Here is a 17,815-nt window from a genome sequence, read left to right as displayed (position 1 = left end):
AGGCCGGCTACCGAGGACCCGGCCCCTCGATGACGGATCGCGCGGGCCCAGGGAGCTCGAATCCGAATCCCGGGCCGCCGACAACAGGCTCGCCGGATCCACCCGTGCGAGCGTCCTCGGCGAAATCCTGCCAGGTCGACGGCTCGTCGTCGTCGATGACGGGTTCCTCGAGTTCGACGTCGTAGTCATCGTCCAACGGCTCGGGCGGGGTCGGTGGATGGTCTGTCAACTGCGCCAGTCCCTTCTGGTCTCTGCCATCACCGGCTGCAGGCAGGTTCGATTGTGTGAGCAGCACGCTCGCGGTAAGAACCAGTAGGGCCATCGCGGCCCCTTCATACGGAGACAAATCTATATCGGATGTCGAGGGCGATCACCCGGGTAACGCGGGGTCTCGTCACCGCCCACCGAAACCCGACATACCGATGCCCCGGAGAAATGCTTTCTGCGCGACGGCGTAGACGATGACCAGCGGTAGCAGGATCATCATGGACGCGGCCATCAGCACCGGCCAGTCCGAGACGTATTGCCCCTGCATCCACACCAGGCCGAGGGTGACGGTGGAGATCTCCCGGCGTTGGATCATCACCAGCGGCCACAGGAAATCGTTCCAGACCTCGACCCAGGTGAGTACGGCGAGAACCATCACCGCCGGTTTGGCATTGGGCAGCAGGACCCGCCAGTAGATCTGCCACGGGGAGCAGCCGTCGAGAACGGCGGCCTCTTCGAGTTCGACGGGGAGGGTGCGGAAGAACTGCCGCATCAGGTAGGTGCCGAACGCACTGCCGAACAGCCCGGGCAGGATCAGCGCCCAGGGCGTATCCGTCATGCCCAGAACTCGGATGAGCAGGAACTGTGGCACCACGGTCACGGTGAGCGGGACCATGAGCGTGGCCAGATAGGCCGTGAACAGGGCGTCGCGGCCGGGGAAGCGCAGCCGGGCGAACGCGTATCCGGCCAACGAGCAGAAGAAGACCTGGCCGGCGGTGACACATCCGGCGTAGAGGACGGTGTTGAGGAACATCCGGCCGAACGGCATCTCCTGGAAAACGGTGCGGTAGTTGGACCACTGCGGCTCGCGGGGGAGCAGGGTCGGCGTGGTGACCTCGGACTGTCTCTTCACCGAACCCGCCAACGCCCACAGGATGGGGAGCAGGGCGCACCACGCCATGGCGATGAGCGCGAGGTAGAGCGCCGCGGCCCGGGCGAAGGCGCGGATCTGCCAACCCGGTGCCGCCCTCACCGCTCCGCCGAGTTCATGCGGGCGAACCACAATTGCGCGACGGTCAGCGCCAACAGGGCCAGGGAGATCAGCCAGGCGATGGCCGACGCATAGCCGGCTTCACCGAACGCGAAGGCGTTCTGGAAGATCATGATGCCGAAGACGTAGGTTCCCGTTTCCGGGCCGCCGTTGCCGCCGGTGAGCACATAGATCTGGTCGAAGGCCTGTACCGAGTCGATGATCGACACGACGAGGACGAACGAGAGCGCGCCCCGGATCAGGGGCACAGTGATCGATACGAATCGCCGGATCGCGCCGGCTCCGTCGATCTTCGCCGCCTCGTACAGGTCCTGCGGGACGCCCTGCATCGCGGCGAGCAGCACGACGGTGGCGAACGGGATGCTCTTCCACACGCTGACCAGGCATACCGAGACCATCGCCCATCGCGGTTCGACCAGCCAGGGGACGGGGCCGATGCCGATCCGGCCGAGCATCGTATTGAGCAGCCCGTTGTTCGTGTCGAATACGAAACGCCAGATCACCGCCATCACCACGCTCGATATCGCCAGGGGCAGGAACATGATCGTCCGGAAGAAGCCGGTTCCCCTGACCCCCCGGTTCAGGGCCCCGGCGACGACGAGGCTTATCGACACGGTGGGGATCAGTGTCCCGAGGGTGTAGACGATCGTGTTCCGCAACGCGATGACGAAGAGCGGATCCGCGGTGAGCAATTCGCGGAAATTCCGCAGCCCGGTGAATCGCGGCGGCCCGAACATATCCCACTCGTGAAAGCTCAAATAGAGCGAAAAGCCGAGTGGGAAGACCAGAAACACCGCGACCGCCAGGAGGTTCGGGGCGATGAACAGCCGTGCCGCCCGGGCCTGCCGCTTCGCCGGCTCCGAGCGTCGCCCTCCGGTGGCGGCAACCGGCGGCGCCGGTTTCCCGGGCGCGATATCGTCGGTGGTGGTCATCGGTTGCGCAGCACCTCATCGGCTTCCGGAGCGAGATGGTCCGCCAGCGAGGTCGCGGGGGCGGCGCCGCGGAGCACGGGGCCGATGTACCGGTCCATCAGCGCTTCGATGCGCGGCCACTGCGCCGTGACCGGCAGCGGAGCGGAATGCGCCGGTCCGTCGACGAGGATGTCCAGGTTATGGATATCGCTGTGCGCGGCCGCGAACCCGGCGGATCGTACCGCGGAACCGCGGGCAGGCACGAAAAGACCGGTCTGCGCGACAACCGCCTGGCCGACCGGCCCGGCCGCGAACTTCAGGAACTCCCACGCCTGCTCTTTCCGGCGGCTGCCGGCGGATATGGCGAGGCCCGTGGTGCCGATATTCGAGCGCGCACCGCTGAGCGGCCGGCCGGCCGGCAGGGCCGTGACATCGAAATCCAGGTCGTCGGCCGCGGCGAAGGTCTGGTAACGCCAGTGCCCGCCCATCGCCAGCGCGGCTTTGCCCTGTGTGAACAGATCCATGGCCGAGATCGACTGCTGCTCCGCCGGGCTCGGCGCCACCCGATACCTGTTGGCCAGGTCCGCGTAGAACTGGACGCCTTCGATGAAGGCAGCGGTGGAGAAGTCGCAGCGATCGGGAAGAGTCCGCGGGCTCGCCCACGCGGCGCCGTTGTTGACGGCGAACAGACCGGCCGAATAGTACGGCACCCAGGTATCGACGAATCCCCACTGCCGCACCTCGCCGGACCGATCTCGCTCGGTGAGCGCGCGGCCTATATCGAGGAATTCGGAGAAGCTCCACGCATCTTCCCACCGGCCGGGTGGTCGCAGTCCCGCCTCGTCGAACAATGTCCTGTTGTAGAACAGGAAATTCCCCGACCACTGTTCCGGGAGCGCGTACTGCCCGCCTTCGAATGTGAAGGTGTCGTACAGCGCCTCGGTACCGCCTTCCGGCAGGTCGGCGGCGAAGGCCGGGTCGCGGTCGAGCATGGTGTTCAGATCCAGTAGCACGCCACGGTCGGCGAGACCGGCATAGGTCTGTTCCCACGCCATCAGCACATCGGGACATTTGCCGCCCGCGCAGAAGGTCAGCATCTGCTGCATCGGATCGGGTCCGGACAGCAGGGCGCGCACTCGGATATCCGGATACCTGCGGGTGAATTCGTCGATCACGCGTTGCCGTCCGTCGGCTTCGGCGGGGTTGGCCTGGAAGAAGAACGTCAGCGCGTCGTCGTCGTCGTCGCCGCACCCGGCCAGTGCCGGAGCCGCCAGCAAAGCGCCGATGCCACCGGTAGCGCGTAGAAATCCCCGCCGTCCGAAAGGCATGCCTGGCCCATTCACACCGCGATCACCTCCTGCGCCGCGCTCGCGCGCGAAATCGTCCGACTCCGGATCCGCGAATCGTGCATCGAACGCCGGGTGCCGTCCGTTCCGTCTCCGACGGGTGAGGAGGTTCCGGCCCCTGCGATTGTCCAACGCCGCCGTGTGAATCGATTCCAGCGACTCGCCCGCTTATCGCCCGGCCGGTTCCAGGGGCGAATTCGACTCCGCCCGGTTCGGCTCCCGGACACCGTATAGCGGGCTCTGGTCAAAAGGACGGCTGGCCATCGGGCCTGGTGGTGGGCAGGAGTCGGGAGGGATGCCGATGCCGACGAGAAAGTCGCGTTCGCGAAATCGCAGCCAGAAACCGCAAGTGGGTCAGATGAGGTTCTTCTGCTTCTCGATGCGGTGACGGACGTCGGCCATCAGGGCATGGCTGCCGCCGTGGCGCAGGAATCGCGGGATGAAACGGTTCACGAAACCGACGAAAAGAAAAAGGCTCTCGAACCGGCGCTGGTCGGCGTCGGTCCATTCCACGCGCATCTGCTCGCGGAAGTACGGGCTCAGGAAACCGATGGTGAGGAACCTCAGCAGGCCGCGGAAAGGAATGCGCAGATACCAGTGGATCATGCGCAGATTCAGTAGATCGTCGAGGTAGGAACGGACGAAATCGTCGAGCACCGCCTCTTCGCAGGCGGTGTTCCAATATTCGTCGAACTCGGCGCGGGTGGCCGGCCACATATCCTCGGTGACCTGGAGCGTGGTGCCGAGGGAGGACGAGGACCGGTAGAAGGCCTCGTTCTGTTCGGGGCTCATCCGGCCGGCGAGCAGCTGGTAGGTGTCCTCGAAGCCGATGTAGAGGCAGGCCGCCACCCAGAGCTGTAGTTCACGGTCGAAGGCGTTGTACTCGACCGGAGCGCCGGGTTCGGATCGTACCTGGCGGTGGGCGCCGTTCACCGCTTCCCGGAAGGCCTTCTTCTCTTCTTCGTCGCCGAGGATGGCCACGGCCAGGTACTGGGTGGTGGTGCGGGCGCGTTTCCACGGCCGCTTCATCAGTGAACCCGATTCCACCTTGCTCTCGGCGACGCCGTAGCCGACTCCGGGACGGGCCATCTGCATGATGACGTTCGCGGCGGCACCGGCGAACTGCCAGAAGTCCAGGGCGTCGGTGAGTTTCAGGGGGCGCTTGGTGAAGGGGCGGTGGATGGCGCTTATCCGGATACGTGTCTGCTCGGTGGTCAGCCGTGGCCGATCGGCGGGCTGCGAATCGGGGGCAGCGCCGGTTTGCCAGGAGTGTGCGGCGGCGGTCATGAGCGTCCTTCCACAGGGGTTCGGTGTGGTCTAAGTTACTCCAGATTCTTCCGACAGTCAGATGGTATCAATGAACAGTCGCTAACTTATGCCTCTCTCGTCATGATGTGAAATGCCTGAGGAACAGGTATTCAGCGGTTGTTGCGGACCGGGAATCTTCTCCAAAACCTTCCGTCGAGACAGGAATGGTGCGTAACATACTGCTCCGACCCGACCGTCTCAGACGTTCCCCCGCGGGGAGGGTGCGTAAGCGGCCGGTCAAGGAAGGAACGCACTATGCTCAAGCGGCTGGATCGATTGTTCAGCTACGAGATGAAGGTGTCCGAGTTTCTCGGGACCTTCATCATCCTCGGCATTCCCTACGGGTTGATCGGGATCGTCTGGACGCTCACGCACACATCGCATCTGCGTGAGATGCACGGTCTGGACGTGATCATCTCGTTCCTCGGCTCCATCGTGTGCTGGCCCGTGCTCACCTTCGCGAACGTGACGATGACCTGATGATGGCGCTGGTATGGCTCATCGACATCCTGGTGATCGTCGTCAAGATCCTCGGTGGGCGGACGAAGGTGAACCCGATTCTGCGTTTCGGTCTCTGGCTCGCCCTGCTGTGTGTCCTCGCCGCCGCAATCGCGGTGGTGGGCGCCGGGTTCGTGCTGTTGCAGCGGTACCTGACCGGCGACCTCGATACGACCGGCCTGGAACTGCCATGGTGACCACCGGACCGGAGAAACCGGCGCAGCGCACCGACCTGGAGCAGGCGGTAGACGATCTCAAAGGGCTATGGCAGCGGCATCCACAGCGTTCTCTGGAAACCCTGGGCCGGCAGGTGACTCTGGGCCGGGAAGCCGTGGTGGAGACCGTGAAAGCGGTGCTGGCGCGACGCTTCCCGTTCGAGGAGTTCGCCAAACAGTGCGCGTTCATGGCCAATGTGTCCGCCGCGCCCACCATCTTCGTCGCCATGCCCATCGCGGTCGTGGTTTCGATCCAGATCGGCGCGCTGGTGAATCAGGTCGGCGCCACCACGTTCATCGCGCCGTGGCCGGCCTGGGCATCATCCGTCAGGGCGCGCCGCTGGTCACCTCGCTCATGATCGCGGGCGCGGTGGGTTCGGCCATCTGCGCCGATCTCGGTTCCCGGACCATCCGGGAGGAGATCGACGCCATGATGGTGATGGGGGTCAACCCCGTCCGCAGACTCGTGGCGCCGCGGCTGGTGGCGGCCGTGGTGGTGAGCATGCTGCTGTGCGGGTTCATCGTGTTCGTCGGTTTCGCGACGGCCTACATGTTCAACGTCTACGCGCAGTCGGGGACACCGGGCTCGTTCATCGGCTCGTTCGCCTCGTTCGCCGTGGCCAACGATATGGCGGTGGCGCTGGTGAAATCGGCGATCTTCGGAGTGCTGACCGCGATCATCGCCTGTGATATCGGCTTGCACGCCAAGGGCGGGCCCGGAGGCGTGGCCGACGCGGTGAACTCGGCGGTCGTCTCCTCTGCGCTGATGCTGTTCGCCACCAACATCATCATCACGCAGGTGTACAACACCGTCTTCCCGACGAAGGTGATCTGAGGTGGGCACTCCGTACACGCCACCGGCGCTCAAACCGGTCCGGCTGGTGGCCTCGGCTGCGTCGGTGCCCATCGCCGCCAACCGCCGTCTCGGTCACCAGGGCATCACCTTCGTCCAGGCGCTGATCGCGATCCCGTTCGTGCTGAAGCACTATCGCAAGGAAGTGCTGCGACTGACCGCCGATGTGGGCTGGGGCAACGGATCGCTCGTCGTGGGTGGCGGAACCGTCGGTGTGGTGATCATCCTGTGCGGTTTCGGCGGGATCACCGTGGGCATGGAGGCTTTCAGCGCGCTGAACCTGCTGACCATGGGCCCGCTCACCGGAGCCATCTCCGGCTTCGCGACCACCCGGGAGTTAGCGCCGATTCTTGCCACCCTCGCGTTCGCGATCCAGGCTGGCTGCCGGTTCACCGCGCAACTGGGGTCCATGCGGATCGCCGAGGAGATCGACGCGCTGGAATCCATCGCCATCCGGCCGCTGCCGTATCTGGTGAGCACCCGGATGATCGCGGCCACCGTCACCATCATCCCGCTGTACAGCGTGGGACTGGCGGTCGCGTATCTGGCCACGAAACTATCGGTGCTGCTGCTGGGCGGTACCTCGGCGGGTACCTACGACCACTACTTCTTCCAGTTCCTCCTGGGCCCGGACCTTTTCTTCTCCCTGCTCAAGGTCGTGGTGTTCGTGCTGCTGGCGACCTATATCCAGTGTTACTACGGATTCTTCGCCACCGGCGGGCCCGAGGGCGTGGGGGTGGCGGCCGGGCAGGCGATCAAGATGGTGATCGTCGTGATGGTGTTCGCGAATCTGTTCCTGACCTTGGCCATCTGGGGTATCGACCCCGGCTTCCGGATTTCTGGGTAGGTGGCGATGTTCGTCGATCACAGCGGTCGCGGGCCGCGCCCGTGGCATATGACAGCGGCCGGTCTGGCGATGATCACGCTGGTGGCGGTGCTACTGGGTCTGCTCGGTCTGCGCTACACCGGCCGGTTCGAGGACCGGGTGCCGGTCGAGGCGGTGCTCACCAGCACCGGTGACGGGTTGCCCGAGCGCGCGGACGTGAAGTTCCGCGGCATGGTGGTGGGCGCGGTGACCGACGTGGATGTGGTGGCCGCCGGGCAACGACAGCAGGTCCGGATCGATCTCGACCCCCGGATCGCGCCGACCATTCCCGATACCGTCACCGCCCGGGTGATCCCGAACAACCTGTTCGGCGTGACCGGAATCGAACTCGTGGACAACGGTGCCGCGCCCGGCCGGTTGGCCGCGGGCGCGCAGATCCCCGAGGACACCAGCGACGGAACGGTGCAGCTGCAGACGACGCTCACCGTACTGCGGAACGTGCTGGACAATATTCAGCCGGAGAAGCTCGGCCGGGTCCTGGCGACCTTCTCCGAAGCGCTGGATCCCGGTGCCCGGGCGCCCGGATCCACGATCGAGCGGCTGGACAAATGGGTGACCGAGGTCCGGCATATCGAGGGGGTCGGTGAGCTGCTCGGTGACCTGGGCCGGGCCACCACGGCGCTGAGCCAGTCCGCGCCCGAACTCGTCGGTGTGCTCTCGGAATCGGTGACCACCGCTCGCACCCTCACCGAACGCCGGGAAAACCTGATCACCATGCTCGCCAATGCCGGCGGCGCGGTGGATTCGGTGAACGAGCTGTTCGCCCGCAATCCCGACGCGGCCAAGGATCTGGTGCCCGGCCTCGACGGACTCTTCGGGTCGCTGGCGCAGGACCCGGAGGCGATCCCGACCGCGGTGGCCAACCTCAACGCGGCCCTGGGGAAGCTCTCGGGTGCCTTCGGCTGGGGCGCGCAGCGGCAGATGCGCTGGAGCCTGGACGTATCCTTCACGCCGTTCCAGCAGTACACGGCGAAGGATTGCCCGCGCTACGGCGAGATGAGCGGCCCACGCTGTGGCGGTCCCTCGGTGCCGCAGGTCGCGCCACCGCAGGAGTATCCGCCGACGCTGCTGCCCGGCTGGGTCGAAGGGGCGGGACCGAAACCGCCGCCGCGGATTCCGGGGATACCGGCGCAGGCTCCGGCCGCGCCGCTGCTGCCCGGGCTCCCGGCACTGCCCGGTCTGCCCGTCATCCCGGGGATCACCGCGCCGCTGTTCCCCTCTGCCCCGACCGCGCCGGCGCCCGAGGCGGCGCCGGCAGTGCCCGGCCAACCGGCAGTGCCCGGCCAACCGGCAGTGCCCGGCCAACCGGCAGTGCCCGGCCAACCGGCTCCTGCCGGGGCACCGATCGCGCAATTGCGCGGTCACGCCGCCGTCGCCGCACTGCTCGGCAGACAACCCACCGCGGCCGAACTGCTGCTGCTCACGCCGATACTCGCGGGCGGCACGATCGATGTCTACTCCGACGGGGAGGCCTGATGCGCCTGGCGCGGACAATTGCCGGTTTCAGTATCTTCGCCGTGGTCGCGATCGTGCTGACGTTCACCATCTGGTCCACGCTGCAACGGTCGGTGCCGGGGGAGACCGAGACCTATTCGGCCACCTTCACCGATGTGATGGGAGTGCGGGTCGGCGACGATGTGCGCATGGCCGGGGTGCGCGTGGGCCGGGTCGATTCGCTCGAGTTCGAGGACGACTACAAGGCCCGGCTGGTCCTGCGTATCGAGGCCCGGCAGCGGCTCACCGATACCACGAAAGCGCTGGTGCGGTACCAGAATCTGATCGGTCAGCGTTATATCGCGCTGCTGCCGGGCCAGGAGAAGGGCACCGAGATACCGGCGGGTTCGCATATCCCGGTGGAGCGCACCGAGCCGTCCTTCGATGTGTCGGCGCTGCTGTCCGGATTCGAACCGCTGTTCAGCGTGCTCCAGCCCGACCAGGTCAATTCGCTGTCGGACACCCTGATCCAGGCTCTCCAGGGTGACGGCGTCTCGTTGAGCGCCCTGATCACCCAGGCGGCGGAACTGGCGAACACCTTCGGGCAGCGCGACGAGATCCTCGGCGCGGTGATCACCAACCTCAGCAGTGTGATCGCCGGTCTGGCCAATCGCAGCCAGGAGTTGGAGACACTGATCACCCAGACGAGAGGCCTGATGGACGCGCTGTACGCCGAGGGCGAGACGCTGAAGAGTTCGGTGGATCAGGTGGCCTACTCCACCGATTCGCTGACCGCGCTGATCGGCTCGGTCAAACCCGATATCGCCTCCGCCCAGGACCAGGCCACCACCGCGGTGGAACTGCTGCTGTTCAACGGCGCCGCGCTGGACCAGGCCGCGGTCGAGCTGCCGAATGTGCTCAACGGCCTGGCCCGCTTCACCGGCTACGGCGCCTACGGCAATGCCTATATCTGCAATCTGGACGTCTCGCTGTGGGGTGTGCTGCTGCCACCGGGCCTGTTCTCCCAGATCGGTGGCGATTCGCAATCGGAGGTGTGCCGGTGATGGCCCGGTGGCGTCGTCCGGCCTTCGCGAAGAACCGGTTCCTGTGGCAGGGGTTGCTCGCCGCCGCCGCGGTGGCCGCGCTGGTCGTCGGGTCGAGTGTGCTCTCCCAGCTGCGGCTCGGCGACAAGACCGTCACCGCGGAATTCGCGCAGGCGGCCGGAATGCGCCCGGGCGCGACGGTGGACGTCTCCGGGATCGAGGTCGGCGAGGTGCGTTCGGTACGCCTGGCCGGCGACAGGGTCGAGGTCGTGATGAAGATCAGCCGGGATATCCGGGTGGCCACCGACGCGCGTGCCGCGATCAAGATGTCGACCATTCTCGGCCGCATGCACATCGAACTGGTGCCCGGTTCGGGAGAGGAATCGGCGGACGGCCGGATCCCGCTGGCCAACACCTCGGTTCCTTACAACCTGGCCAAGGTCATCCAGGACCCGAAGTACACCTCGTCGTTCGAGCGGATCGAACGCATCGATCCGGACAAATTGCGGCAGGCGCTGGACGTCTTCTCCCAGCAGATGGGCGATTCCCCGGAACTCGCGGTGACCGCGCTGGATTCGATCGGCGCGCTGGCCGAGGTGATCAACGCCCGGCGCGACGAGGTGGACACCCTGCTGCAGAGCATGGACCAGGTCTCCCAGCTGGTCGCAGACAATCAGAACAGCGTGCTGATGCTGCTCACCCGCGGTGAGGCGATCGGTAACGCGGTCGCCCTGCGCCAGGACCTGCTGCGCCGGTTGCTGGACAATGTCGCCGCGCTGTCGGGCCTGCTGCGCGATATGGGTCTGGAGAACAACGGGCAGCTCGGCCCGCTCATCCAGAACCTGAACACGATGACCCAGGGCCTGGAGAAGAACCGGGACAACCTGGACCGGCTCTACGAGATCCTGCCGGTCTCGCTACGGCAGTTCAACAATGTGATCGGCAACGGGCCCTACGCCGATGTGTGGGCGCCCTGGTTCCTGCCGGACAACTGGCTGTGCTTCGCACAGGTCGTACAGGGGTGTGGTAAATGAATCTGCGCACACTCGCGCGGGTGCTCGCGGCCGGTATCGCCGGACTGTGCGCGGCGGGCTGCTCGGTGCTGCCGGACAGTATCGCGGGACTGCCGGAGCAGTACTTGGGTGAACACGTCCGGATCAGCGCCGATTTCGAGAATGTGGCCGGGCTGTACGCCGGGAACGAGGTCGCTGTGCTCGGGGTGCCGGTCGGGCGGGTCGAGACCGTGACACCGCGCGGCAGCTACGTCGAGGTCACCATGGCATTGGACAAGGATGTCGATGTACCCGCCGACGCCATGGCCGCGCTGATCTCGCCGCAGCTGATCACCAATCGGCACGTCGAACTCGCCCCCGCCTACAGCGGCACCGGTCCGAAACTCGTCGACGGGGCGCATATTCCGCTGGAACGCACCCGGGTCCCGGTGGAACTGGACCGCATCCTGGACAATTTCGACCAGCTCGGCGCCGCGCTCAAAGGCGACAGCGAGGCCGGGCCGCTGGCCAGCCGGGTGCTGTTCCCGCTGCTCGAGGGTAACGGCGACCGGTTGCGCGAAACCCTCGACGACCTGTCGGCCGCGTTCGAGGTGACCTTCGCCAACAAGGACCAGATCGCCAACACCATCCTCGAGCTGAACGAGATCACCCAGGTCGTCGCCCAGAACGATCAGACGGTGCGCGATTTCAGCGCCCGGCTCACCGAACTGGTACAGCTGATGGGGGATCAGTCGCCGGGTCTGCACGCGGTTCTCGTCCAGTTGAACGATTTCGTGAACAACACCTCGACACTCGTCGGGCAGAACCGCGACCAGCTCGCCGGGGCGTTGCAGCGATTCGTCACCATCACCGCGCAGATGCGGGCCAATGCCCGTGGCCTGACCGAACTGGTGGACGTGGGCCCGCTGTTCTTCGAGAATCTGGCAAACGGCGTGAGCCACGAACATCAGGCGTTCCGGGTGCACGCGCTGCTGGACAAGGCGCTGCTGGACAACGAGGTGCTGTCCACCTTCTGTGAACGGGTGCAGATGCGTTCCGACGGCTGCCGCACCGGCCGGATCCAGGATTTCGGACCGGATTTCGGAATCACCGCCGCGCTGCTGGGGATGACGCGATGAAGAGGATGCACGCAAGGCTGGCGGTTCTGCTGACGGCGGCGGTGCTGGCGGTACCGGGGTGCGGTGCGCTGACGGTGCAGAACGTGCCGATGCCGGAACCGGGTATCGGCGGGCCGGGATACACCCTGCGCGTGCGGTTCGCCGACGCGCTCAACCTGCCCGACCGCGCTCACGTGAAGATCGGTGGCACCGATATCGGGGTGGTCACCGATATCTCCACCACCGATTTCGTCGCCGATGTGGACATGCTCATCCGCGAGGACATCCGGTTGCCGCGCGGGACCACCGCGGAATTGCGGCAGGGGACTCCACTCGGCGATATCTTCGTCGCCATGACCCTGCCCCGGGAGGAACCCGGCGCGGTCATGCTGGGCGAAGGCGATGTGATCGATACCGATCACACCGGTGCCGGCGCGTCGGTGGAAGAACTCATGATGTCGGTATCGCTGCTGCTCAACGGTGGCGGGCTGAACCAGGCGGCGCGGATCACCGCCGAAATGGATTCGATGTTCGCCGGCCGCGCCCCGCAGCTGGGCCATCTGATCACCGAGATGACCCAGGTACTGAGCGCGCTGAACGCCCGGACCGCCGATATCGACAGTGTGCTGCACGGGGTCAATGTGCTCACCGGCGAACTCGCGGCGCGCAAACAGGAATTGGGGCTGGCCGCGGACACCTTCCCCGACCTGCTGGGGCTGGTGGCGGAGAACAACCGGGATATCACCTCGCTGATCCAGAAGATCTCGGTGACCATGGCGGCGCTGGGCGATTTCAGCGATACCACCAGCCCGGAATTCATCAGCCTCTTCGAGAGCATCCGGCGGCTCATGGGCGGTTTCACGGCGATGGGTGACAATCTGCGGCAGACCCTGGACGGTCTGCACACGCTGTATCCGTCCCTGGAACAGTCCTTCGAGGGCCCGGCTCTGGCCGTAGCGGCCCGGGTCTCCTATCTGAGCGTCGGCGCGCTGACCGATCCGTCGCGTAGCCGGCTGCCGGACGGGTCGGATGTGCCGGCCTTCATCGGCAGCCTCACGCAGGTACTGCAGAAGATCCAGGGCCGGCTGACCAGTCCGCCGCAGCCCGGCCCGGCCCCGCAGGAGGGTCCGCGATGAATATTCCGCTGTGGAACTGGCTGGTCCGGCATCGGGTCGGCGTGGCGAACATCGGCCTGGTGGTGGTGCTGATCGTGGGGTGCGGGTATCTGGGCGCCGAGGTGCTGCGGATCAATCTGCTGCCGGGCAGCACCTACCGGGTGACGGTGGAACTGACCGGGTCCGGCGGGCTGCTCGCGGACAACGATGTCAATTTCCGCGGTTCCCGGGTGGGGCGGGTCGCCGATGTCCGGGTTTCGGAGACCGGTATCGAGGCCGTCGCCGAAATCGATTCCGCAGTAGATATTCCGGTGGGCGGTACCGTGGTGGTCGGGCGGCTCTCGGCGGTGGGCGAGCAGTACCTGGACTTCCGGCCCGACGCCGATACCGGCCCCTACCTGCGCGACGGTGACCGGGTCGAGGTGGAGCGCACCCGGATCCCGGTGACCACCCATTCGCTGCTGTCGAATATGAGCGCGATGATCAGCGGACTCAATCCCGAGCGGCTCACGGTGATCGTCGACGAACTGGACAAGGCGCTGGCCGGTGGACCGGACCGGCTGCGCAATATGATCTCCGGCATCAGCCGTGCGATGGCGGGTCTGGAGGGGCTGCTCCCGCAGACGCGGCAGCTCATCGAGAACCTCACCGTGATCGCCGAGACCACGCAGTACGCCCAACCCGACCTCGGGACCCTGACCGGTTCCGCGGGGGCGCTGTTCCAGCAACTCACCGCGGCCGATCAGGAGGTGCGGCGGCTGCTGGATCTCGCCCCCGGGCAGTTGGCCACTCTGGGCGGTTTCGTCACCGAGACCCAGGACCCGATCACCAACCTGGTCACCAACTTCGTGGCCATCACCCGGGCCGCGAAACTGCGGCAACCGGCGATCGCCGCGCTGTTCCCGGCGCTGCGGGCGGGTACCGCGGCGCTGAACGTGCCGGTACACGACGGAATCTTCCATACGCTGGTGGATATCTGGCCGCGCCCCACCTGCGAGTACAACACCATTCCGCTGGTCCCGACCGAGCGCATGGCCGACACCCGGGTGCGTTTGTACAACTACTGTGTGACCGATGATCCGGCGTTGCAGGTACGTGGTTCGGCCAACGCGCCCCGGCCGAATGTGCCCGACAACACCGCCGGACCACCGCCCGGTGTCAGCGGTGACGAACTGTCCCGCCCGATTCCGGGCCGTTGAGGAGTAGACGAGCATGAGTGAGGACAAATCCGTGGAAAGCGGGGACGCGGCGGATCCCGCGACGGCGAGTGCGGAAACCCCGTCGCCCGGTACGGCGGATTCCGCACCTGCCGCGAGTGCCCCGGATCCGGTGCCGGGGGACGGCGCGGACCGGTTGCGGAAGGTCACCGATCCGGACGGGCAGGGCACCGATAGCGGCCCGGGGAAGCCGCGCTCCACTGCCCGGATCGCGCGCCCGGTGATCGCTGTTCTCGTCGCGGCCGCGATCGCGCTGCTGGGCGCGATCGGCGTGGCCGGCTACCTGTACGTGCAGGAACAGGACAAATCCGAAACCTTGGCCGCGTACGAGGAAGCACGGCAGGCGGCCTGCCGCTACGCGCCGGTGCTCGCCAATTACGACGCCAAGAATCTGGACCCGTACTTCTCGGCCGTGGCGGCCGGCGCCACCGGCGACTGGAAGAAGGAATTCGAGACGACCACCGCCGAACTGCGGGAGGCGCTCGTCGCGGGGCAGGTGGTCTCCACCGCCGGTGATATCCAGTGCGCGGTGAAAACCGCCGACGCGGAGTCGGCCGAGACCGTGGTGGTGATCGGGCAGACCATCACCAGCCTGGGCACCCGGGGACAGCCGGCGCCCGGGCAGTTGAGCATGGTGATGCGGATGCAGAAGATCGACGGCCACTGGCTGGTCGATCAGATGATCACTCCGCTCGCGCCGAGCCCGGCATCGTGACCGGGTACGGCCGCGTGCTCACCCTCGGCGGGGGCTAGCGGGCCGGCCGGCCGTACAGCACTGCCCGCATGAGCAGGGCGACCCGCTCCTGCGAGGCGGTCGCGACCGTGCCGAACGCGCGGCCAAGGTCGACCACCAGGGCGAAGGCCGCGTGGACGAGGAAACGCGCCTGCGGGCCGGAGAGTTCGGGACGTACCTGCCGGACCAGCCGCGCCCACTCCTCCACGCTCAGCCGCTGCACATTGCGCAGGGCGGCGCGTTCCTCGGCGGGTACATGCTGGAATTCGGTGTAGTAGACGAAGGTGAGCTCGCGTTCGGCGAACGAACCCTCGACGTACTGGTCGATCAGCGAATCCAGCGCCTCACGCGGTCCGGCGGCCCCGGCCACCGCGGGACCGATCGCGCTGGACACCCGTTCGGCGGCGCGCCGGAAGGCGGCGGCCAGCAGATCGCTCTTACCGCGGTAGAAGCGGTACACCGCGGACGCCGCGGACAGGCCCGCCGCGGTGGCGATGTCCTCCACGCTCACATTCGGGTATCCGCGCGCGTGGAACAGTTCCACACCCTTGCGCAGCAGCAGTTCGTGCTTGAACGACTCCGGGATCTCCACCGGGCGCGCGGGTTCGACGTCTCCCGGTTCCGGGAGCGAGACCGCCGCCAGATCCATGGCGGTGGAAACCAGCAGTCCGACAAGGGCTTTGGTGGGTAGGGTCGCATGGTGATCGGCGATGCTGGTGATCACCGACAGCAGGGCCACCACCAGCACCTGACGATCCTGACCGCGCACCTGCGGACGGTAGGCGGCGAGTTGGGTGTCCAGCGCCTCCAGCACCGCGTTCTGCTGTACATCCCGGATCTCGCGGTCCGCGGGTTCCAGGTAGCGGCCTTCCCAGCGCACCAGCGTCACACTGGCCCGGTTGGCGACGGTGACCGCGCTGAGCGCTTCCAGCACCGTGCGCAACCGGTGCTCGGGCGGGGCCGCCGCGGCGTCGGCGTCGAGCCGAACCGATTCGGCCATGGCCTGGCCGACCCGCAGCGATTCCTCCTGGAACAGCGCGTACTTACTGGGGTAGTGGCGGTACAGGGCGGCGGAACTGATACCGAGCCCGCCGGCGATGTCCTCCATGCTCACGCTGTGGTACCCCAGCGAGCCGAACGCGTTGGCCGCGGCCGCCGCGATCTGTGCCCGCCGGTTCTTCGGCCGGCGCCGCACGGGACGAGCCGCCGCGGCACTGTCCTTCTTCCCGGGGGCGGCGTCGCTGCCCGGATCGTCGCGACCGTTCGCGCGCACCGGCGGCGCGGACGACCGGACCCGGCGATTGTCGACGCTCATTCCGTAATCCTATCGTCGGGTAACCAGCGACAATGCCGCGCACCCCGCTCAGGGGCGTTTCCGGGCGGCCGGTTCGCGGCTCGGCCCGGGTTTCCGGCTCGTCGCCGGGTGGCCGCGGGGGCCGGAGGCACGAGGACTCCCCGAGGGGAGAACACAACCATGGCACAAACCGGTGTTCCCGAGTTCCGGATACGGGGTACCGGAGCGGTCGAAGTGACCGGGCATTCCGGATAGGCGGCGCACCCGGCGCCACCGCGCCGCCGAAACGTGTCCACTGACCGGGAACGCGGCTGGGTCGGCCCGGTGCCCCAGGTCACTATCGGCGCAGTCACACAACTCCGCTGGAACATGGAGGTTCCGATGCCGGATCTTGCACCGAACGGGCGACGCCAGCACGGTACAGACGAATACAGGCAGATCGAGGCGGCCGCGGCGCCGACCCGGTTCGCGCGCGGCTGGCACTGCCTGGGCCTGGCGAAATCGTTCCGGGACGGGCAACCGCATGAGGTCAAGGCATTCGGCACCACGCTGGTGGTGTTCCGGTCCGAGACCGACGACACGCTGCACGTGCTGGACGCGTACTGCCGGCATATGGGCGGCAACCTGGCCCAGGGGTCGGTCAAAGGCGATTCCATCGCCTGCCCGTTCCACGACTGGCGCTGGGGCGGTAACGGCAAGTGCACCGGGATCCCGTACGCCCGGCGGGTACCGCCACTGGCGCGCACCCGGGCCTGGCCGACGCTGGAACGCAACGGTCAGCTGTTCGTCTGGCACGACCCGCAGGGCAGCAAACCCACCGACGAGGTGACGATCCCGGAGATCGAGGGCTACGGCACCTCGGAGTGGACCGACTGGACCTGGAACACCCTGCTGGTCGAAGGGTCGAACTGCCGGGAGATCGTGGACAACGTCGTCGATATGGCCCATTTCTTCTACGTCCACTACTCCTTCCCGCGCTACTTCAAGAACGTGTTCGAAGGGCATGTGGCGACGCAGTACATGCGGTCCACACCGCGCGGCGATATCAATGTCGGCACCAACTACGACGATCCCCATTCGTCGCTGCGCTCGGACGCCTCGTACTTCGGCCCCTCCTACATGATCGACTGGCTGTGGAACGAGGCGCAGGGCATGACGATCGAGACGGTGCTGATCAACTGCCACTACCCGGTCACGTCGAATTCGTTCGTCCTGCAGTACGGCGCGATGGTGAAGAAACCCCAGGGCATGTCGGACGCCGACGCCGAGGCGATGGCGGCGCAGTTCGCGCGCGGGGTCGAGGTGGGTTTCGAACAGGACGTGAAGATCTGGAAGAACAAGGCGCCCATCGACAACCCGCTGCTCTCCGAGGAGGACGGGCCGGTGTATCAGCTGCGCCGCTGGTACCAGCAGTTCTACGTGGATGTCGAGGACATCACCGAGGACATGACCAAACGGTTCGAATTCGAGATCGATACCGAACGCGCCGTGACCAGCTGGGAGGCGGAGGTCGCGGACAACATCGCCCGCGGTGCGGTACTCGACACCACCACCTGACCCGAATATCCCTCGTGCGCGCCGGGTGAACACCCGG

At 66.7% G+C, this 17,815-nt stretch carries 17 protein-coding genes and 1 pseudogene; 12 read left to right on the top strand and 6 right to left on the bottom strand.

Annotated features, from left to right (window positions below):
• Positions 1-7: 7 nt before the first annotated feature.
• From NS4_RS22460 to NS4_RS22440, 5 genes are all read right to left on the bottom strand, one after another.
• Positions 8-322 (bottom strand): hypothetical protein, encoded by a 315-nt coding sequence (locus tag NS4_RS22460; protein ID WP_063061488.1) that lies wholly within the window; start codon positions 320-322, stop codon positions 8-10.
• Positions 323-394: 72 nt separating this feature from the next.
• Complete coding sequence (locus tag NS4_RS22455; protein ID WP_063061537.1) at positions 395-1,240, bottom strand: carbohydrate ABC transporter permease; 846 nt, start codon at positions 1,238-1,240, stop codon at positions 395-397.
• Positions 1,237-2,190 (bottom strand): carbohydrate ABC transporter permease, encoded by a 954-nt coding sequence (locus NS4_RS22450; RefSeq protein WP_084487596.1) that lies wholly within the window; start codon positions 2,188-2,190, stop codon positions 1,237-1,239. Before NS4_RS22450 ends, NS4_RS22455 begins: the two co-directional genes overlap by 4 nt.
• Positions 2,187-3,497 carry an ABC transporter substrate-binding protein gene (locus tag NS4_RS22445; RefSeq protein ID WP_063061535.1) on the bottom strand — a complete coding sequence of 437 codons (1,311 nt, stop codon included), beginning with the start codon at positions 3,495-3,497 and terminating at the stop codon, positions 2,187-2,189. The genes NS4_RS22450 and NS4_RS22445 overlap by 4 nt, the downstream gene beginning before the upstream one ends.
• A gap of 372 nt (positions 3,498-3,869) precedes the next feature.
• Positions 3,870-4,802 carry an oxygenase MpaB family protein gene (locus tag NS4_RS22440; RefSeq protein WP_084487595.1) on the bottom strand — a complete coding sequence of 311 codons (933 nt, stop codon included), beginning with the start codon at positions 4,800-4,802 and terminating at the stop codon, positions 3,870-3,872.
• Between the two features lie 276 nt (positions 4,803-5,078).
• Here NS4_RS22440 and NS4_RS22435 point away from each other — a divergent pair, with 276 nt between their 5' ends.
• The 11 genes and pseudogenes from NS4_RS22435 to NS4_RS22385 all read left to right on the top strand — a co-directional run bounded on the left by NS4_RS22435 (position 5,079) and on the right by NS4_RS22385 (position 14,909).
• A complete protein-coding gene (locus NS4_RS22435) occupies positions 5,079-5,303 on the top strand; it encodes a hypothetical protein (protein WP_063061487.1) in 225 nt (74 codons plus the stop codon).
• On the top strand, positions 5,303-5,518 hold the full coding sequence (locus tag NS4_RS22430; protein WP_063061486.1) for a hypothetical protein: 216 nt from the start codon (positions 5,303-5,305) through the stop codon (positions 5,516-5,518). Before NS4_RS22435 ends, NS4_RS22430 begins: the two co-directional genes overlap by 1 nt.
• Positions 5,512-6,371, top strand: a pseudogene (locus tag NS4_RS22425) (MlaE family ABC transporter permease). The gene NS4_RS22430 and the pseudogene NS4_RS22425 overlap by 7 nt, the downstream one beginning before the upstream one ends.
• A 1-nt stretch (position 6,372) precedes the next feature.
• A complete protein-coding gene (locus NS4_RS22420; protein ID WP_063061485.1) occupies positions 6,373-7,236 on the top strand; it encodes an ABC transporter permease in 864 nt (287 codons plus the stop codon).
• 6 nt (positions 7,237-7,242) lie between these two features.
• Positions 7,243-8,751 (top strand): MlaD family protein, encoded by a 1,509-nt coding sequence (locus NS4_RS22415; RefSeq protein ID WP_063061533.1) that lies wholly within the window; start codon positions 7,243-7,245, stop codon positions 8,749-8,751.
• On the top strand, positions 8,751-9,773 hold the full coding sequence (locus tag NS4_RS22410) for an MCE family protein (RefSeq protein WP_063061484.1): 1,023 nt from the start codon (positions 8,751-8,753) through the stop codon (positions 9,771-9,773). The genes NS4_RS22415 and NS4_RS22410 overlap by 1 nt, the downstream gene beginning before the upstream one ends.
• The gene (locus tag NS4_RS22405) at positions 9,773-10,786 is read left to right on the top strand and encodes an MCE family protein (protein WP_063061532.1); all 1,014 of its coding nucleotides are present in this window, start codon (positions 9,773-9,775) and stop codon (positions 10,784-10,786) included. The genes NS4_RS22410 and NS4_RS22405 overlap by 1 nt, the downstream gene beginning before the upstream one ends.
• Complete coding sequence (locus NS4_RS22400) at positions 10,783-11,883, top strand: MCE family protein (protein WP_063061483.1); 1,101 nt, start codon at positions 10,783-10,785, stop codon at positions 11,881-11,883. Before NS4_RS22405 ends, NS4_RS22400 begins: the two co-directional genes overlap by 4 nt.
• Positions 11,880-12,998, top strand: a complete 1,119-nt coding sequence (locus NS4_RS22395) for an MCE family protein (protein WP_063061482.1) — start codon at positions 11,880-11,882, stop codon at positions 12,996-12,998. Before NS4_RS22400 ends, NS4_RS22395 begins: the two co-directional genes overlap by 4 nt.
• A complete protein-coding gene (locus tag NS4_RS22390) occupies positions 12,995-14,176 on the top strand; it encodes an MCE family protein (RefSeq protein WP_063061481.1) in 1,182 nt (393 codons plus the stop codon). The genes NS4_RS22395 and NS4_RS22390 overlap by 4 nt, the downstream gene beginning before the upstream one ends.
• Positions 14,177-14,189: 13 nt before the next feature.
• Complete coding sequence (locus NS4_RS22385; RefSeq protein ID WP_063061480.1) at positions 14,190-14,909, top strand: hypothetical protein; 720 nt, start codon at positions 14,190-14,192, stop codon at positions 14,907-14,909.
• A gap of 34 nt (positions 14,910-14,943) precedes the next feature.
• On the opposite strand, the gene NS4_RS22380 is transcribed toward NS4_RS22385, so the two are convergent.
• Positions 14,944-16,242, bottom strand: a complete 1,299-nt coding sequence (locus NS4_RS22380) for a TetR/AcrR family transcriptional regulator (RefSeq protein WP_084487594.1) — start codon at positions 16,240-16,242, stop codon at positions 14,944-14,946.
• Between the two features lie 360 nt (positions 16,243-16,602).
• Here NS4_RS22380 and NS4_RS22375 point away from each other — a divergent pair, with 360 nt between their 5' ends.
• Positions 16,603-17,778: a 3-ketosteroid-9-alpha-monooxygenase, oxygenase component gene (locus tag NS4_RS22375; protein ID WP_063061530.1), complete on the top strand. Its 1,176-nt coding sequence runs from the start codon at positions 16,603-16,605 to the stop codon at positions 17,776-17,778.
• Positions 17,779-17,815 lie beyond the last annotated feature (37 nt).

The sequence above is a fragment of the Nocardia sienata NBRC 100364 genome, assembly GCF_001613205.1.
GTDB lineage: Bacteria > Actinomycetota > Actinomycetes > Mycobacteriales > Mycobacteriaceae > Nocardia > Nocardia sienata.
This window is presented reverse-complemented; position numbering and strand designations above follow the sequence as displayed.

What these genes read in the sequence shown, in the direction of transcription:
- NS4_RS22395 (WP_063061482.1), top strand. Translation starts at nt 11,880, where the DNA reads ATGAAGAGGATGCACGCAAGGCTGGCGGTTCTGCTGACGGCGGCGGTG.
- NS4_RS22415 (WP_063061533.1), top strand. Translation starts at nt 7,243, where the DNA reads ATGTTCGTCGATCACAGCGGTCGCGGGCCGCGCCCGTGGCATATGACA.
- NS4_RS22385 (WP_063061480.1), top strand. Translation starts at nt 14,190, where the DNA reads ATGAGTGAGGACAAATCCGTGGAAAGCGGGGACGCGGCGGATCCCGCG.
- NS4_RS22405 (WP_063061532.1), top strand. Translation starts at nt 9,773, where the DNA reads ATGGCCCGGTGGCGTCGTCCGGCCTTCGCGAAGAACCGGTTCCTGTGG.
- NS4_RS22440 (WP_084487595.1), bottom strand. Translation starts at nt 4,802, where the DNA reads ATGACCGCCGCCGCACACTCCTGGCAAACCGGCGCTGCCCCCGATTCG.
- NS4_RS22450 (WP_084487596.1), bottom strand. Translation starts at nt 2,190, where the DNA reads ATGACCACCACCGACGATATCGCGCCCGGGAAACCGGCGCCGCCGGTT.
- NS4_RS22390 (WP_063061481.1), top strand. Translation starts at nt 12,995, where the DNA reads ATGAATATTCCGCTGTGGAACTGGCTGGTCCGGCATCGGGTCGGCGTG.
- NS4_RS22435 (WP_063061487.1), top strand. Translation starts at nt 5,079, where the DNA reads ATGCTCAAGCGGCTGGATCGATTGTTCAGCTACGAGATGAAGGTGTCC.
- NS4_RS22460 (WP_063061488.1), bottom strand. Translation starts at nt 322, where the DNA reads ATGGCCCTACTGGTTCTTACCGCGAGCGTGCTGCTCACACAATCGAAC.
- NS4_RS22400 (WP_063061483.1), top strand. Translation starts at nt 10,783, where the DNA reads ATGAATCTGCGCACACTCGCGCGGGTGCTCGCGGCCGGTATCGCCGGA.
- NS4_RS22375 (WP_063061530.1), top strand. Translation starts at nt 16,603, where the DNA reads ATGCCGGATCTTGCACCGAACGGGCGACGCCAGCACGGTACAGACGAA.
- NS4_RS22445 (WP_063061535.1), bottom strand. Translation starts at nt 3,497, where the DNA reads ATGCCTTTCGGACGGCGGGGATTTCTACGCGCTACCGGTGGCATCGGC.
- NS4_RS22410 (WP_063061484.1), top strand. Translation starts at nt 8,751, where the DNA reads ATGCGCCTGGCGCGGACAATTGCCGGTTTCAGTATCTTCGCCGTGGTC.
- NS4_RS22430 (WP_063061486.1), top strand. Translation starts at nt 5,303, where the DNA reads ATGATGGCGCTGGTATGGCTCATCGACATCCTGGTGATCGTCGTCAAG.
- NS4_RS22380 (WP_084487594.1), bottom strand. Translation starts at nt 16,242, where the DNA reads ATGAGCGTCGACAATCGCCGGGTCCGGTCGTCCGCGCCGCCGGTGCGC.